Annotated in this window: 12 protein-coding genes; 2 read left to right on the forward strand and 10 right to left on the reverse strand. The window is 61.7% G+C overall.

Annotation, left to right across the window (positions count from 1 at the left end):
- Window positions 1-2: 2 nt before the first annotated feature.
- Window positions 3-830 (forward strand): ammonia-dependent NAD(+) synthetase, encoded by an 828-nt coding sequence (gene nadE, locus ACP7B3_RS16055; RefSeq protein ID WP_426179625.1) that lies wholly within the window; start codon window positions 3-5, stop codon window positions 828-830.
- Window positions 831-1,069: 239 nt separating this feature from the next.
- Here the strand turns inward: nadE and azu are convergent, their stop codons facing one another.
- Window positions 1,070-1,516, reverse strand: a complete 447-nt coding sequence (gene azu, locus ACP7B3_RS16060) for an azurin (RefSeq protein ID WP_119737895.1) — start codon at window positions 1,514-1,516, stop codon at window positions 1,070-1,072.
- A 331-nt stretch (window positions 1,517-1,847) separates the two neighbouring features.
- Between azu and ACP7B3_RS16065 the strand changes: the two genes are divergently transcribed.
- Window positions 1,848-2,030, forward strand: a complete 183-nt coding sequence (locus ACP7B3_RS16065) for a hypothetical protein (RefSeq protein ID WP_106577640.1) — start codon at window positions 1,848-1,850, stop codon at window positions 2,028-2,030.
- A 46-nt stretch (window positions 2,031-2,076) separates the two neighbouring features.
- Here ACP7B3_RS16065 and ACP7B3_RS16070 read toward each other — a convergent pair whose 3' ends face one another.
- The 9 genes from ACP7B3_RS16070 to dnaB all read right to left on the reverse strand — a co-directional run bounded on the left by ACP7B3_RS16070 (window position 2,077) and on the right by dnaB (window position 16,290).
- Window positions 2,077-2,967 carry a transglutaminase family protein gene (locus tag ACP7B3_RS16070; RefSeq protein WP_145160189.1) on the reverse strand — a complete coding sequence of 297 codons (891 nt, stop codon included), beginning with the start codon at window positions 2,965-2,967 and terminating at the stop codon, window positions 2,077-2,079.
- Window positions 2,967-5,453 carry a circularly permuted type 2 ATP-grasp protein gene (locus ACP7B3_RS16075; RefSeq protein ID WP_426179628.1) on the reverse strand — a complete coding sequence of 829 codons (2,487 nt, stop codon included), beginning with the start codon at window positions 5,451-5,453 and terminating at the stop codon, window positions 2,967-2,969. Before ACP7B3_RS16075 ends, ACP7B3_RS16070 begins: the two co-directional genes overlap by 1 nt.
- 148 nt (window positions 5,454-5,601) lie before the next feature.
- The gene (locus ACP7B3_RS16080; protein WP_426179630.1) at window positions 5,602-8,892 is read right to left on the reverse strand and encodes a DUF2126 domain-containing protein; all 3,291 of its coding nucleotides are present in this window, start codon (window positions 8,890-8,892) and stop codon (window positions 5,602-5,604) included.
- A 188-nt stretch (window positions 8,893-9,080) separates the two neighbouring features.
- Window positions 9,081-9,518 (reverse strand): hypothetical protein, encoded by a 438-nt coding sequence (locus ACP7B3_RS16085; protein WP_426179631.1) that lies wholly within the window; start codon window positions 9,516-9,518, stop codon window positions 9,081-9,083.
- Window positions 9,518-10,444, reverse strand: a complete 927-nt coding sequence (locus ACP7B3_RS16090; RefSeq protein WP_262208769.1) for an NAD synthetase — start codon at window positions 10,442-10,444, stop codon at window positions 9,518-9,520. The genes ACP7B3_RS16085 and ACP7B3_RS16090 overlap by 1 nt, the downstream gene beginning before the upstream one ends.
- A 369-nt stretch (window positions 10,445-10,813) precedes the next feature.
- Complete coding sequence (locus tag ACP7B3_RS16095; RefSeq protein ID WP_426179633.1) at window positions 10,814-11,257, reverse strand: hypothetical protein; 444 nt, start codon at window positions 11,255-11,257, stop codon at window positions 10,814-10,816.
- Window positions 11,257-12,174 (reverse strand): NAD synthetase, encoded by a 918-nt coding sequence (locus tag ACP7B3_RS16100; RefSeq protein ID WP_145160177.1) that lies wholly within the window; start codon window positions 12,172-12,174, stop codon window positions 11,257-11,259. Before ACP7B3_RS16100 ends, ACP7B3_RS16095 begins: the two co-directional genes overlap by 1 nt.
- A gap of 223 nt (window positions 12,175-12,397) precedes the next feature.
- Window positions 12,398-14,701: a YgiQ family radical SAM protein gene (locus ACP7B3_RS16105; protein ID WP_197625740.1), complete on the reverse strand. Its 2,304-nt coding sequence runs from the start codon at window positions 14,699-14,701 to the stop codon at window positions 12,398-12,400.
- A gap of 191 nt (window positions 14,702-14,892) precedes the next feature.
- Window positions 14,893-16,290: a replicative DNA helicase gene (gene dnaB / locus ACP7B3_RS16110; protein WP_017526410.1), complete on the reverse strand. Its 1,398-nt coding sequence runs from the start codon at window positions 16,288-16,290 to the stop codon at window positions 14,893-14,895.
- Window position 16,291 lies beyond the last annotated feature (1 nt).

The raw sequence follows: 16,291 nt of genomic DNA on the forward strand, positions 1-16,291 counted from the left end.
TCATGCAAGCCGTACAGCGTGAGATTGCGCAGCAGCTCAAGGTCCAAGCCCCGTTCAAGGACCAGGCCGCCCTGGAGGCCGAAGTTGCCCGCCGCGTGACCTTTATCCAGGATTGCCTGCGCAATTCCGGGCTAAAAACCTTGGTGTTGGGCATCAGCGGTGGCGTCGACTCCCTGACCGCAGGCCTGCTGGCCCAACGTGCGATGCACGAACTGCGTGCCAGCAGCGGCGACGAGGCCTACCGTTTCATCGCCGTGCGCCTGCCTTACGAAACCCAGTTCGACGAAATCGACGCCCAGGCTTCGGTGGACTTCATCGAACCGGACGAGCGCCACACCGTGAACATCGGCCCGGCGGTCAAATCCCTGGCCAATGAAGTGGCGGCCTTTGAAGGCAAGGCGGCGGTGTCGCGTGATTTTGTACTGGGCAACACCAAGGCGCGCATGCGCATGGTGGCGCAGTACACCATCGCTGGCGCGGCCGGTGGCCTGGTGATCGGCACCGACCATGCGGCGGAAGCGGTCATGGGTTTTTTCACCAAGTTTGGTGACGGTGCCTGCGATTTGGCGCCGCTGAGCGGGCTGGTGAAAAACCAGGTACGTGCGATTGCTCGACATTTTGGCGCGCCGGAATCGCTGGTGGAGAAGGTCCCGACGGCCGACCTCGAAGACTTGTCGCCAGGCAAGCCGGACGAAGCATCCCACGGCGTGACGTACGCCGAGATTGATGCCTTCCTGCACGGCGAGCCAGTGCGTGAAGAAGCGTTCAGGATCATTTGCGACACGTATCGCAAGACCGAGCACAAGCGGGTCATGCCCTTCGCGCCGTGATCAGTGCTTTTTTGGCGAGCAGGCCTGTTGTGGCGAGCGGGCTTGTTGTGGCGAGCGGGCTTGCCCCGCGTTGGGCTGCGCAGCAGCCCCAGTAAGGCAAACGCGTTCATTCAGACGGACCGTGTTGCAGGTTTTGGGGCCGCTGCGCAGCCCAACGCGGGGCAAGCCCGCTCGCCACAAGGTATTTAACGCCCACAAAAAAGCGCCCCGCAAGGCGCTTTTTTTCGACCAGGATCGGCTTACTTGACGGTCACAGTGCCTTTCATCATCGAGATGTGGCCTGGGAACGAGCAGAAGAACGCGTAATCCGTACCGGCAGCCAGTTTCGACACATCGAAGGTCACGGCATCTTTCTCGCCAGCACCAATGATCTTGGTGTGGGCGATGATGCGCGTGTCGCCGTCTTTGAGGTAATTCTTTTCAATGCCGGCGGCCATGCCGTCGCTGGCGATGCCAGGCATGTCGGCAGCGGAGCTCAACACCCAGTTATGGCCCATGACGTTCTTCGGCAAGCTGCCGGAGTGTTCCAGGTTTACGGTGAACGTCTTGCAGCTCTTGTCGATGGTGATTTCTTTGGTGTTGAAGGACATCTGGTCGGTGGAATCAACAGTGACCGCGCACTCTGCAGCAAGCAACTGGCCGCTCGCCAGTGTCAGCAGGGAAACAGCAACGATTTTGGCAAACATGTGAATCTCCATGGCAGGGTTTAAAAAACGCGTATTGCGACAAGGGTGCCTCAAGCAGGCCTGAATTCTTATGATCTGAATCAACAGATTGTATACAACTTTAGGCTATCAGACTGATCAACACAATCTACCAGCCAAAGTTCGACCACCTGCCTATGATCGGCTCATCCCCCCTGGAGCCCGCGCCATGCATCTGAATCAACTGTTCAACGGCTTGCTGGCCGCGTATGCCTGCGGTAAGTGAAGGCCAACCGCGCCGCTAAGCTGCTACCATAGCGACCCAAGGCAGCTGCGCGCCGCCACCCTCACCTTCGACCCTAGAGGATCGCCCATGGCCAAACCTAATTACTCCTTCGCCAAACGTCAGAGAGACTTGGCCAAGGAGCAGAAGAAAGAGGAAAAGCTGCAACGCAAGAAAGCCGCTGCAGATGAAGAAGCAAGTGCACTGAACCCGGATGCCGAAGGTGAAGTGGCAACCGACGAAACCGAGACACCGAAAGACCCGGCTGAATAAATTCTGTTGAGGTGAGCAGGCTTTCCCTGCTCGCCTCAATCCACTGCTATTGCAGCGGCATCACCGTCACCCGCACCTCCGGGTCATGGTTCCCTCCTCCCAGAATCACCCCCCGCAACGGCGACACATCCGAGAAATCCCGGCCCCAGGCCAAGGTGATGTGCTCCAGTGCCGGCTGCACATTGTTGGTCGGATCAAAATCTACCCAGCCCGACACCGGGCAATACACCGAAACCCACGCGTGCGATGCATCGGCGCCGATCAGCCGTGGCTGGCCGGGCGGTGGCTGCGTCAGCAGATAGCCACTGATATACCGCGCCGCCAGGCCACGCGAGCGCAGGCAGGCGAGCATCAGGTGGGCGAAGTCCTGGCACACGCCGCGTCGGCGCTCCAGCACTTCCACCAGCGGCGTGGCGACCTGGGTGGCCTCGGCATCGAAGGTGAACTCGCTGAAAATCTTCTCCATCAACGCCTGCACGCCGAGCAGCAACGGCTCGCCGGGCGGAAAACAGCTTTCGGAAAACTCGACGAAGGTTTTTTTCAGGTGCACGTAGGGCGATTCGAAGCGATAGCGGCAGGCTTCGATCAATTCGGCTGACAGCGGCTGGCTGCTGTAAGTCAGGCTGTCGCGGGTTTGATCCCAAGCCGGCGATTGCTGAAAATCCAGCGCAGGCCGCGCCAGCACTTCGACGGTCAGCCCCGCATTCACCAGCAGCTCATCATGGGGCCGTTCGAACGCCAGCCGAGTGATCGGGTTGCCGAACACGTCCAGCTCATCGCGCCGCGCCGTCGGCTCCGGGCTGATTTCCAGTTGCTGCGAACTGCAACGCTGCCACGCACACGGCCGTGGCCACAAGTGCGCCAGCTGCTGCGCCAGCGACACCGGGCTGTCGTAGTGGTAGTGGGTATCGTGAAAAATCTGGTAGCGCGCACTCATCACACCGACACCGTCTGCTGGCTGACATCATCCACATGGGCAAAATGACGCAACGCCAGGCGATCCGACACTTGCCCACTCTCATCGGCCACCGCTTGCAGCAGGTCAGCCAGGCCGTCCAACGCGGCACGCACGCTGGACTCGCCGAACAGCGGGTTCTCCAGGCAACCGAGATCAAAACGTGCCAGGCGCTCCACCAACGGCGCCAGCCCGGTTTCCCGAGGCACACCGAAGTCATCGTTAAGACGACGTAACGTGCGGCTGACCAGTTTCAGCTGGAACAGCACCGCATGCGGGTTCTGCTCATCCAGCAACAACAGGTCAAGTACCGGGATCAGCTGCGGCACCGCCAGGTAGCGCGAGCGATAGGTGATGCTGCTGTTACCCAACTCCAGCAGCCACTCAAGCCCGGCCTGATCAAACACCGCCACGCCACGCAGGAACGCCGCCAGGCTGCTGCTCAGGAACTGCAGACGCTCGATGCGCCGGCCCATCATCAAGAAACGCCAGCCTTCATCACGGGTCATGTCATCCAGGGCAAAGCCGGACAGCGCCGCCAGGGACATCACCAGGCGGTTGAGGAAATCCAGCAGTTCGCCGAAGTCCGGGGTCTCGCTTTCCAGCTCCAGGGCTTCGCGCTGCAGCTCGACCAAGGCCTGCCAGTTTTCCCGCGACAGCTTGCCGCGCACCTGGGACGCCGCCCACTGCAGACGCTGCAGGTTGGCGCGCAGGCTTGATGGCCAGTCATCGCCAAGCAAGGCGGCAAGCAGCCGCTCGGGCAATTCCCCTTCTTCGGGCAGCAAGCGCAGGGTCTCGCCCAGCTCGACCGCCGCCTGCAAGGCCAGCGGGTCGTCACCGTCCACATACCGCGCCAGCACAATCCGCAGCCAGCGCGCACTGTCATCACAGCGTTCGCAGTAACGGCCAAACCAAAACAGGTTTTCCACCACGCGTGACGGCAGGTAGGGGTCGCGGCGCACCAGATCGTGGGCGCCAATTGGCCGCTGCGCGCGCCACTGTTCGCCACCCGCCGTACGCTCGCCCAGCACCCACGTGTCTTTGCTCGCGCCGCCGCGTTGCATCGATACCACATCGGCGTCGGCCTCGGCCGCCACACGGGTCAGGCCCCCGGGCAGCACGCGGTAGCCCTCGTCGCTGGCCACCGCGTACACGCGCATGCCGATGGCGCGGTGTTGCAAATGGTCATCCACGGTATGCCACACCGGCGCCTGGGACAGTTGCGCCAACTCCTGGGCGACATACGCATAAGGCCGCGCACGCATGCGTTCGGCCAGCGCCTGGCGTTGTTCGTCGCTCAAGTCGCGGCCAAATACCGGGGCGAAACTTTGCGATGGAAACGCCGGTTTGATCAGCAGCTCGGGCAGTTTTTCCAGGGCCTCGGCGAGCACCGGCGCCTCACCGCACCACCAAGTGGCGATGGACGGCAGGATCAATTCTTCACCAAACAGGAACTGGTTGATCTTCGGCAAAAAACCGAGCAAGCCCGGTGACTCCAGCACGCCACTGCCCAGGGCATTGGCCACCAACACATTGCCTTGGCGCACGGCATCCAGCAGGCCGGGCACGCCCAGGGCAGAGTCGGTGCGCAGTTCCAGCGGGTCGCAGAAGTCGTCGTCCAGGCGACGCATGATCGCGTGCACCCGGCGCAGGCCGCTGAGGGTTTTCAGGAACACGGTGCTGTCGCGCACGGTGAGGTCGCCGCCTTCCACCAACGGGTAGCCAAGCTGTCGCGCCAGGTACAGGTGTTCGAAATAGCTCTCGTTGAAACGCCCCGGCGTCAGCAACACGATCAGCGGCGACTGGTCGTCGCAGGAAGCCTGGCGGGCCAGGGTTTCCTGCAGCGTGCGGAAGAAACCGGTGAGGTGCTGAACCTGCAGGTCGCGGTACAAATCCGGAAAGGCGCGGGACACGATGGTGCGGTTTTCCAGCGCATAACCGGCGCCCGAAGGCGCCTGGGTACGGTCGGCGGTGACCCACCAGCGGCCATCGGGGGTGCGCGCCAGGTCCACGGCGTACAGGTGCAGAAACGTACCGTCCGGCGGCTGGATGCCTTGGCACGGCCAGAGGAAGTTGTTATGCCCGAACACCAGCTCAGCCGGCAGCAGGCCTTCTTTGATCAGAAGCTGCGGGCCATACAGGTCGGCCAACACGGCATTGAGCAGGCGCGCACGCTGGGCGATACCGGCCGACAAGTGCCGCCACTCATCGGCGGCCAGCACATGCGGGAGTAAATCCAGCTCCCACGGGCGATCGGCGCCCTTGGGGTCGGCGTAGACGTTGTAGGTCACGCCGTTTTCCTGGATCTGCCGGGTCAGCAGCGCCTGGCGCTGGGCCAATTGCGCGGGCGCGCTGCGTTGCAGGTGATCAAGCAAGCGCTGCCAATGGGCACGCACCGCGCCGCTGTCGTCCAGCAGTTCGTGGTAAGTGCCCGCAGTCAGCGGGTAACGGTCGAGCAAGTCGGACATGGAACGCTCGGCAGAGGCAAGGGAAGTCAAAGTCACCACAGTCTAATGTGGGAGCGGGCTTGCTCGCGAATACGGCGGGTCAATCAACTCATATATCGACTGATTCACCGCTTTCGCGAGCAAGCCCGCTCTCACATTTGAACAGCATTCAGTCATTTTTATTGGGGAAACGCCGCAAATCCAAGGTCATCGGTAGTTCATCATTGATAACCAAAGGAGGCACGGGCAACTTGCCTGGGCTATGCCCCAAGCGGAAAAACCGCGCCATGCGCCGGCTCTCTGCCTCATTGGCGTTCACCGGCAAGCTGTCGTAATTGCGCCCTCCCGGGTGGGCGACGTGGTACTGGCAGCCGCCCAGCGAGCGTTGCATCCAGGTGTCGAGCAGGTCGAACACCAGTGGCGCGTGCACCGCGATGGTCGGCTGCAGGCAGTTGGCCGGTTGCCAGGCGCGGTAGCGCACGCCGGCGACAAACTCACCCACACGCCCGGTGGGCTGCAGGGGCACCGGAATGCCATTGCACGTCAGCAAATAGCGTTGTGGTGGCAGCCCGCTCAGCTTCACCTGCAAGCGCTCAAGCGACGAATCCACATAACGCACCGTGCCGCCCACCGCGCCCTCCTCGCCCAGTACGTGCCAAGGCTCCAGAGCCTGGCGCAGCTCCAGTTCGATGCCGCTGACGGCGTAGTCGCCCACCTTGGGGAAACGAAATTCCAGGTGCGCAGCAAACCATTCGGCGCGCAGCGGGTAACCGGCGGCGTTCAGTTCGACGATCACGTCGGCGAAATCCTGCTCGATGAAGTGCGGCAACAGGAAGCGGTCATGCAGCTCGGTGCCCCAGCGCGCCAGTTTCGGCGGCGCGTACGGCTCACGCCAGAAGCGCGCGACCAAGGCGCGCAGCAGCAATTGCTGGGTCAGGCTCATGCGCGCATGCGGTGGCATTTCAAACGCGCGCAGTTCCAGCAAACCCAGGCGGCCAGTGGCGCCGTCCGGCGAGTAGAGCTTATCGATGCAGAATTCGGCGCGGTGGGTGTTGCCCGTCACGTCGATCAGCAGGTTACGCAGCAGGCGGTCGACCAGCCACGGCGGGCATTCTTCGCCGGGCTCGGGCATTTGTGCGAAGGCGATTTCCAGCTCGTACAGCGCGTCGTTACGCGCCTCATCCACCCGCGGTGCCTGGGAGGTCGGGCCGATAAACAGCCCGGAAAACAGGTACGACAGCGACGGGTGGTTATGCCAATAACTGATCAAACTGCGCAGCAAGTCCGGGCGGCGCAGGAACGGCGAATCCTTGGGCGTGGCGCCGCCGAGCACAAAGTGGTTACCACCGCCGGTGCCGGTGTGGCGGCCGTCGATCATGAATTTTTCCGTGGTGAGGCGCGTTTGCCGCGCCTCCTCGTAGAGAAATTCGGTGCGCTCGACCAACTCGTCCCACGTGGCGGACGGCTGCACGTTGACCTCGATCACACCCGGGTCCGGCGTGACCCGGAAGTTGCTCAGGCGCGTGTCGAACGGCGGCTCATAACCTTCCAGCAACACCGGGCAGTGCAGTTCTTCGGCGGTGGCTTCGATGGCGGCCACCAGCTCCAGGTAATCCTCGACGCGCTCCAGCGGCGGCATGAACAGGTAGAGGCGCCCTTCCCGCGCTTCGGCGCACAAGGCGGTGCGGGTCAGCCAGTCGGCGGATTCGTCGACTTTCGGCACGCGCTCATCGCTCGTCGCGGGTTCACCGTGGCTTTGCAACTGCGCGGTGGTCGACAGCTCCGGCTGATCCTGGTTCGGGTCGGTCGGATGCACGAACGGGTATTCCGCGGCGGTCACCCAAGGCTGCGAGGCCAACGGCAGGCGATAACCCAGCGGCGAATCGCCCGGCACCAGGCGGCAGTGGTTGTCGCGCAGGTACCAGCGCCCACTCTGCCAGCGATCATTGGCGGCCGTGCGCGCCAGCGGCAGCACTTGGCCGATGACCTTATCCAGGCCCTGGCTGAAGACTTTGCGCAGGCGCTCACGCTCCAGGTCGTCGCTCAGACGCGGGTCCTGGGCGGTGACGTTTTGTGGCAACGCACCTTCGCGCCTCAGGTAGTAGAAATTGTCTTCGAAAGCTGGAAACACGAAGCGCGCCGGCAACTTCAGGCGTTCGGCGACGCAGGCCAGGAAGCGCCCGGCCATCACCCCGTCGGCGCCGTAATCTTCCTGTTCATCGGCGATCAGCGCGCTGTTGTGCCAGATCGGCACACCGTCGCGGCGCCAATAACAATTGAGCGACCAGCGCGGCAGTTGCTCGCCGGGGTACCACTTGCCCTGGCCGAAGTGCACCAGCCCCGTGGGCGCGTAGTGTTTGCGCATGCGCTGGAACAACTCGGCAGACAGGCGACGCTTGTCCGGCCCCAGCGCAGCGGTGTTCCACTCGGCGCCATCGGGGTCGTCGATCGAGACGAAGGTCGGCTCGCCGCCCATGGTCAGGCGTACATCGTCCTTGAGCAGGTCGGCGTCGATCTGCCGGCCCAGTGCCTGGATCGCCAGCCACTGCTCTTCGGTGTAGGGCTTGGTAACCCGAGGCGCTTCCCAGATGCGTTCAACCGACATCTCGTGGGTAAATTCGCACTCGCAAGGCTCCACCAGCCCACTGATCGGCGCGGCGGACGATGGATCGGGACTACAGGCCAACGGGATATGGCCTTCACCGGCAAACAGCCCGGAGGTCGCATCCAGGCCGATCCAGCCGGCGCCGGGCAAATACACTTCGCACCAGGCGTGCAGGTCGGTGAAGTCGACGTCGGTGCCGGACGGGCCGTCGAGGGCTTTGACGTCGGCGGTCAGTTGGATCAGGTAGCCCGACACAAAACGCGCCGCCAACCCCAGATTGCGCAGCAACTGCACCAACAGCCAGGCCGAATCGCGGCAGGAGCCAGAAGCGTTTTCCAGGGTGAACTCCGGGGTTTGCACACCGGGTTCCATGCGGATCAGGTAGCCGATATCAGCCGCCAGGCGTTGATTGAGGCCGACCAGAAAGTCCACGGCCGGCAAGGGCGTGCGGTCGATGCCGGCCAGGTAGGCGGCAAACTTTGGCGTCAGCGGCAGGGTTTCCAGGTACGGCGCCAGCTCGCGCTGCTCATCGGCGGCGTAGCTGAAAGGGATCTTTTCGGCGTAGGGCTCGAGGAAAAAGTCGAACGGATTGAATACCGCCATCTCGGCGACCAGGTCGACTTCAATGCGCAGCTGGTCAGTCTTTTCCGGGAACACCAGGCGCGCCAGGTAGTTGCCCTGCGGGTCCTGCTGCCAGTTGATGAAGTGCTGCTCGGGCAGCACTTTGAGTGCGTAGGACAAAATCCGCGTGCGGCTATGGGCAGCCGGGCGTAAACGCACGATCTGTGGGCCGAGTTCGACAGCGCGGTCGTAGCGGTAATGCGTAACGTGGTGCAACGCGACATGAATCGACACGGCGGCCTCCTGCGAGCCAGGGCATGGACACAACGCGCGCAAGACTTATGCCAGAGCGGCAGTCATTGCGCTTTATCGTAAGACCCGCTGCAGTACAGCACCAAAACGGCGCCGTCGTCAGTGCATTGGTGCATGTGCTGCACATATTTGTGGCGTGTGTGCGCGGTTGGGGTGGTGAATCTACCCAGTCAAGCAGCCTTGGACGCCTTGCGCAGGCGCCGTACCTCAACCAATTTCCTGACCATCGCCCGATAGCCATTGCTGTTGATCAGCAACAAACCGAGCAATGGCCAGAACAGGCTTTCGCTGTAGATAAACCAGTGAGGGTGAAACTGCAGCGTCGGAAGCACCACCAGCAAGCACACCACAAAAAAGCCGACCATGCCCCGCACCGCCCAGGCGTGCCCGCGCACGACCAGGAAGTTGCTGTTGACCACGAACAAGGCCGCGAAGATCACCACGAACCACGAGACGGTGGCATTGGTGGCCATGGGCACGTCGGCAAAATAGGTGGCGGCCGCCAGGGAAATTGCGCCGGAACCGCCAAGGCAACCGGCGAGAATCACGCCGATGAACGAGGGAAAATGTTCTAGCAAAAAGGGTTTCAATGACGGGACGCCATTCATTATTCAAGCTCCTCGTACAACCCTATCGCCAAGGTTTTGAGCTGTTTGGGGTTGTCCGAGCGCACCAGCCCCCAGACGCTCAGCCCTGCACTGAAAGCGTCGCCGAGCTGGACGATGGTGGCGTGCTTGAGCTGAGTGTGGGTAAAGCGCTTGGGCAAATCGCCGCGCAATTGCAGCAGCTTGCGCATCTTGGTCGACATCTGTGGGTCGGCGATTTTCAGCAGCTCTTTTGTCAGCTTTTCCCGCTCCTGACCGTTCAGGCCTTTGAGCACTTGGCGCAGGGTTTTGCCGGTGGATGCACGGGCCACATTGACCAATTTGACCGTGGTCAGCGCAGACGCGCCCACGCCCACCAAGGCGGCGCCATCCATGATCTTGGTAGCGGTCTGGTACCACTCCTCGTTATCCAGATAATCATTCATGCCAGGGTTGACGATCTCATTGCGGGTGCGAAAGGCCCCCATCAAACAGGACGCCGTACTGGCGGTTGCGCTGGTGTAGCCAATGACGGTGATGACCGAGCTGGCGCCACCGCTGAACGGCACCGCGATGGTGCCGCTTAACATCACCAGCCAACCCAGCACCGCGCCGCCGCAGGACAAGGTGGTGTTGAAGGCTTCGCTGATCAACCGCGACTCGCGCGCGTTATTCATCACTTGGTCAGCAAACTGCGCTGGCGCGACGTATTTCTGCGCCTCACGCACAATGATGCGCTTGGGCTGAATGCTGCAGATGGGCTTGAACTCACGCAGGGTGACGACATTGAAGTCGGCGTCGATATACACCACGCCTGCGCCAACGATGTTGGGGTCGGCGTCGATGGCGGCAAATATCCGCGGCAGGTTGAGTTCGCTTTCGATGCGCTGGCGCGCCATGAATTGGGAGCGGTTGGAGTCCATGCCAATGTTGAGCAAGGGGTTGCTCATGGGGTGATCTTCCTTGATATAGGTGGTGACTGAACTGGCGCTTTCGCGGGCAAGCCCGCTCCCACATTCGACCGCATTCCAAATGGAGAATGCGGTCGAATGTGGGAGCGGGCTTGCTCGCGAAGGCGATTCAATGGGCGCCACCTTAACAAACAGGCTACCCACCGACTAGAAAGCAAAACGCCAGCACGAGGCTGGCGTTTTGCATATTCAGGCTGCGATCAACGCGGCACGACCGGGTTGCTGCCGTTGCGGCCACGTGGCGGCGGGCCGGCGTCGAGTCCCAAACGGCGCCGTCGTCCGTCCAATGGTGCACGCGCTGCACATATTGATGGCGAGCGTGCGAGGCTGGGTGGCGCACCTACCCAGTCAGCGGGCCTTGTGCTTTGCGCTCATGGCTTCGCGCTGGTGGCGGATTTCCAGGAGCTGACGGCGCATTTCCCGATGACGCTTACTGTTGAGCAACAGCAGTCCCAGCATTGGAAACAGCAACCCAATGGCATAGGCAGCCATATGGGGCCGATAGCCATAGGTCGGTAATACGATCAAAAAACACACCACGTAGAAGGCGACGATGGCCCAAACGCCCCAGGTTCTGCCCCTGATCATGACAAAGTGGCTGACTGCCAAGAACAGCCCCAGGACAACCGCTGCTACAAAGGAATAACGCGCCCGCTCTGGTTCACCGCGAAAAAAGGTACTGGATGCCAACGAAATGGCAGCGGACAGGGAAAAACAGGCAAGGAAAAATGCACAAATAAACGCAGGGAAATACTCAGTCAAAAAAGCTTTTAACGAGACTTGGCGCACCATCACTCAAGCTCCTCGTACAACCCCACTGCAATGGTTCGAATATTGCCGGACAAGGCACTCCCGGTGAAACCAATGGCGGCACCGAGGGAATCCCTGATCTGCGTAACGGTAGCGTGATTGATCTCGGTCGCCGAATAGCGCTTCACCAACTCACCGGAGCGCTGGCGCAACTTCAGCAGCTTATTGCTCAGGCTTGGGTCTTTCAGGCTTAGCAACTCTTTGGTGAGCGCCTTACGTTGCTGGCGGGTCAACCCCTTGGACAGCTCGTACCAGCTTCTACCGGTCGTTGCTTTTCGAGCCTGCAACAGTCGAACAGTCGTCAGGGTAGAGGCGCCGGCGCCCAACAGCGAGGCCGCGTCCAAGACCGGCATTGCATAGCGATACCATTCCTCGTTGTCCATATCGTCGTTGGCGGTCGGGTCGTTGAGTTCGTTGAACGTTCTCATGCCTCCCACCACGCACTGCGCGGTACTGGCCGCCGCCGCAGTGGCGCCCAGGCCCGCCACCACCAGGCTCGCGCCACCTGTGAACGGTACGGCGACAGTGCCGCTGAACACCACAATCCAACCCAGAATTGCGCCGGCACAAGACAACGTCGTATTGACGGCCTCCCCCACGAGCCGAGACTCACGCGGATTGTTGGTCACCTGATCGGCAAACTGCGCGGGGGCGATGTACTTCTGCGCCTCACGCAAAATGATGCGCTTGGGCTTGATGCTGCAGATGGGCTTGAATTCGCGCAGTGTGACGACATTGAAGTCGGCGTCGATGTACACGACGCCCGCGCCGACGATGCCGGGGTCTGCATCGATGGCCGCAAACAGCCGCGGCAGGTTGATCTGGCTTTCGATGCGCTGGCGCGCCATGAACTGGGAGCGGCTGGAGTCCATGCCGATGTTGAGCAAGGGGTTGCTCATGAGGGTGATCTTCCTTGATATAGGTGGTGACTGAACTGGCGCTTTCGCGGGCAAGCCCGGCTCCCACATTTGACCGCATTCCAAATGGAGAGCGCGTTCAAATGTGGGAGCAGGCTTGCTCGCGAAGGCGATTCAATGCGCGCCACCTTAACAAACAGACTACCCACCGACTAGAAAGCAAAACGCCAGCACGAGGCTGGCGTTTTGCATATTCAGGCTGCGATCAACGCGGCACGACCGGCTTGCGCGCAGGCTTGCCGCCCTTGCCCTTGGCCGCGTCGGCGCGTTCCTTGGCCGCCTGCTTGTTGCGCGCCATGGCCGCAGCCTTGGCTTGTTCGCGCTTGTCCCACGGGTTGCTGCCGTCGCTGCCACGCGGTGGCAAACCGGTGTGCTGGGTGAGGATCCTGGTGGTGGTTTCCTTGGCGACCTTGTGGCTGCCGGCCGGCGTCGAGTTCTTGCGACGCGCGCTCTGGTAGCTGTCGGTGGCCGGCTGGTGCAGTGGAATCAACTGGTCCTTGCCCGGCCCGATCAGGTCGGCACGGCCCATGCGGGTCAATGCTTCACGCAGCATCGGCCAGCCTTTCGGGTCGTGGTAGCGCAAGAAGGCCTTGTGCAGACGGCGCTGCTCCTCGCTCTTGACGATGGTCACCGCGTCGCTCTTGTAGGTGACCTTGCGCAGCGGGTTCTTGCCCGAGTGGTACATCGCGGTGGCGGTGGCCATTGGCGACGGGTAGAACGCCTGCACCTGGTCGGCGCGGAAGCCGTTGCCCTTGAGCCACAGAGCCAGGTTCATCATGTCTTCATCGGTGGTGCCCGGGTGGGCGGCGATGAAGTAAGGAATCAGGTACTGCTCCTTGCCCGCTTCCTTGGTGTACTTCTCGAACATGCGCTTGAACTTGTCATAGCTGCCAATGCCCGGCTTCATCATCTGGTTGAGCGGACCTTCCTCGGTGTGTTCCGGGGCGATCTTCAGGTAGCCACCGACGTGGTGGGTCACCAGCTCTTTGACGTATTCCGGCGACTCGACCGCGAGGTCGTAGCGCAGGCCGGAAGCAATCAGAATCTTCTTCACACCCGGCAACGCACGGGCGCTGCGGTACAGCTGGATCAACGACGAGTGGTCGGTGTTCAGGTTCGGGCAGATGCCTGGGAACACGCACGACGGCTTGCGGCACGCGGATTCGATTTCCGGGCTCTTGCAGGCGATGCGGTACATGTTCGCGGTCGGGCCGCCGAGGTCGGAAATCACCCCGGTGAAGCCTGGCACTTTGTCGCGGATCTCTTCGATCTCGCGAATGATCGACTCTTCGGAACGGTTCTGGATGATGCGGCCTTCGTGCTCGGTGATCGAGCAGAAGGTGCAGCCGCCGAAGCAGCCACGCATGATGTTCACCGAGAAGCGGATCATGTCGTAGGCCGGGATCTTTTCCTTGCCGTACACAGGGTGCGGAACACGTGCGTAAGGCATGCCAAACACGTAGTCCATTTCTTCGGTGGTCATCGGAATGGGCGGCGGGTTGAACCACACGTCCACTTCACCGTGCTTCTGCACCAGGGCGCGGGCGTTGCCTGGGTTGGTTTCCAGGTGCAACACGCGGTTGGCGTGGGCATAGAGCACCGCGTCGCCGCGGACTTTTTCCACCGATGGCAGGCGGATCACGGTCTTGTCGCGGGTCATCTTCGGGCTGGCCAGGATCTGCACGACCTTGGCTTCTTCCGGGTCATCCACCGGGCCTTTCTCTTGCTCGATGGCGCAGGCCTGGGTGTCCTGGGTGTTCACGTACGGGTTGATGATCTTGTCGATCTTGCCCGGACGGTCGATACGCGTGGAGTCCACTTCGTACCAGCCCGCCGGCGTGTCACGGCGAATGAACGCAGTGCCGCGCACGTCGGTGATGTCTTCGATCTTGTGGCCCCACGACAGGCGCTGGGCGACTTCAACGATGGCCCGCTCGGCGTTGCCATACAGCAGGATATCGGCAGTGGCGTCGATCAGGATCGAGTTGCGCACACGGTCCTGCCAGTAGTCGTAGTGGGCGATGCGGCGCAGGGAAGCCTCGATGCCGCCGAGCACGATCGGCACGTTCTTGTAGGCTTCCTTGCAACGCTGGCTATACACCAGGCTCGCGCGGTCCGGGCGTTTACCGGCCATGCCGCCTGGGGTGTAGGCGTCGTCGGAGCGGATTTTCTTGTCGGCGGTGTAGCGGTTGATCATCGAGTCCATGTTGCCGGCCGCGACGCCGAAGAACAGGTTCGGCTCGCCGAGCTTCATGAAGTCGTCTTTGGACTGCCAGTTCGGCTGGGCGATGATCCCGACGCGAAAGCCCTGGGACTCCAGCAGCCGGCCGATGATGGCCATGCCGAACGACGGGTGATCCACGTACGCATCACCGGTGACGATGATGATGTCGCAGGAATCCCAGCCAAGCTGATCCATCTCCTCCCTGCTCATCGGCAGGAATGGCGCAGGACCGAAACATTCGGCCCAGTACTTGGGATAGTCAAATAACGGCTTGGCTGTTTGCATGACGGTGACCGGTGTTGAGATGAAAAATCGCGGGCGCGGAATATAGCACAAAATTTGACCAATTCCGACGGTAATGGTCGGAATTGTGGTGACGCTATCGCGGGCAAGCCCGCTCCCCCTTTTGAAGGTATTCACCGTTCAAGTGTGGGAGCGGGCTTGCCCGCGATGAGGCCTCTACAGGCGCTGGAGAATTATTCGTCGTCGTCGAAGTTGTAACTGCCCGGCGCGAGGTTCTCGAAGCGCGTGTACTTACCGATGAATGCCAGGCGGATAAAGCCGATCGGCCCGTTCCGCTGCTTGCCGATGATGATCTCGGCAATGCCTTTGTGCTCGGTCTCGGGGTGGTACACCTCGTCCCGATACACAAACATGATCACGTCAGCATCCTGCTCGATCGCTCCGGATTCACGCAAGTCGGAGTTCACCGGGCGCTTGTTGGGACGTTGTTCCAGGGAGCGGTTGAGCTGCGACAACGCCACCACCGGGCAGTTGAATTCCTTGGCAAGGGCTTTGAGGGACCGGGAGATTTCGGAAATCTCGTTGGTCCGGTTGTCGCCACTGGAACCCGGGATCTGCATCAGCTGCAGGTAGTCGATCATGATCAGGGCGATGTCACCGTGTTCACGCACCAGGCGGCGAGTACGCGCACGCATCTCCGAGGGGCTGATGCCGGCAGTGTCATCGATGAACAGCTTGCGGTCATTGAGCAGGTTGACCGCCGAGGTCAGGCGCGGCCAATCATCGTCTTCCAGGCGACCGGCACGTACTTTGGTCTGGTCGATCCGGCCGAGCGAGGAAAGCATACGCATGATCAGCGATTCGCCTGGCATCTCGAGGGAGTACACCAGCACGGTCTTGTCGCTGCGCAACACGGCGTTTTCCACCAGGTTCATCGCAAAGGTGGTTTTACCCATGGATGGACGGCCGGCGACGATGATCAAGTCGGACGGCTGCAGGCCGCTGGTCTTCTCGTCGAGGTCGGTGTAACCGGTGGAAATACCGGTGATGGCGTTGTCGGTGTTGAACAGCGTGTCGATCCGGTCGATGGCCTTGGTCAGCAGGTCGTTGACGCTGACCGGGCCGCCGGTTTTAGGCCGCGCCTCGGCGATCTGGAAGATCTGGCGTTCGGCTTCGTCGAGGATCTCGGCGGCGGTGCGGCCTTCGGGGTTGAAGGCGCTGTCGGCGATTTCAGTGCTGATGCCGATCAACTGGCGCAGGGTGGCGCGCTCGCGAACGATCTGGGCATACGCCTTGATGTTGGCGACGGACGGCGTGTTTTTCGCCAGTTCGCCCAGGTAACCCAGGCCGCCGACTTGGGAGGTCTGGCCTTCCTTGTCCAACTGCTCGGCCAGGGTCACCACGTCGATCGGTGAGTTCTGGTCGGCCAGCTTGGCAATGGCGCGGAAGATCAGCCGGTGGTCATGGCGATAGAAATCACCGTCCGAGACTTGATCCAGCACGCGTTCCCAGGCGTTGTTGTCCAGCATCAAGCCACCGAGCACGGCCTGTTCGGCCTCGATGGAATGCGGCGGCACCTTCAGGGCAGCGGTTTGCAGATCGTATTGCTCAGGAGCTGAAATATCGTTCATG

The organism is Pseudomonas sp. TWRC1-2, assembly GCF_049896685.1.
Lineage (GTDB): Bacteria > Pseudomonadota > Gammaproteobacteria > Pseudomonadales > Pseudomonadaceae > Aquipseudomonas.

What these genes read in the sequence shown, in the direction of transcription:
- ACP7B3_RS16105 (WP_197625740.1), bottom strand. Translation starts at nt 14,701, where the DNA reads ATGCAAACAGCCAAGCCGTTATTTGACTATCCCAAGTACTGGGCCGAA.
- ACP7B3_RS16070 (WP_145160189.1), bottom strand. Translation starts at nt 2,967, where the DNA reads ATGAGTGCGCGCTACCAGATTTTTCACGATACCCACTACCACTACGAC.
- ACP7B3_RS16065 (WP_106577640.1), top strand. Translation starts at nt 1,848, where the DNA reads ATGGCCAAACCTAATTACTCCTTCGCCAAACGTCAGAGAGACTTGGCC.
- dnaB (WP_017526410.1), bottom strand. Translation starts at nt 16,290, where the DNA reads ATGAACGATATTTCAGCTCCTGAGCAATACGATCTGCAAACCGCTGCC.
- azu (WP_119737895.1), bottom strand. Translation starts at nt 1,516, where the DNA reads ATGTTTGCCAAAATCGTTGCTGTTTCCCTGCTGACACTGGCGAGCGGC.
- ACP7B3_RS16085 (WP_426179631.1), bottom strand. Translation starts at nt 9,518, where the DNA reads ATGAATGGCGTCCCGTCATTGAAACCCTTTTTGCTAGAACATTTTCCC.
- ACP7B3_RS16100 (WP_145160177.1), bottom strand. Translation starts at nt 12,174, where the DNA reads ATGAGCAACCCCTTGCTCAACATCGGCATGGACTCCAGCCGCTCCCAG.
- ACP7B3_RS16090 (WP_262208769.1), bottom strand. Translation starts at nt 10,444, where the DNA reads ATGAGCAACCCCTTGCTCAACATTGGCATGGACTCCAACCGCTCCCAA.
- nadE (WP_426179625.1), top strand. Translation starts at nt 3, where the DNA reads ATGCAAGCCGTACAGCGTGAGATTGCGCAGCAGCTCAAGGTCCAAGCC.
- ACP7B3_RS16095 (WP_426179633.1), bottom strand. Translation starts at nt 11,257, where the DNA reads ATGGTGCGCCAAGTCTCGTTAAAAGCTTTTTTGACTGAGTATTTCCCT.
- ACP7B3_RS16075 (WP_426179628.1), bottom strand. Translation starts at nt 5,453, where the DNA reads ATGTCCGACTTGCTCGACCGTTACCCGCTGACTGCGGGCACTTACCAC.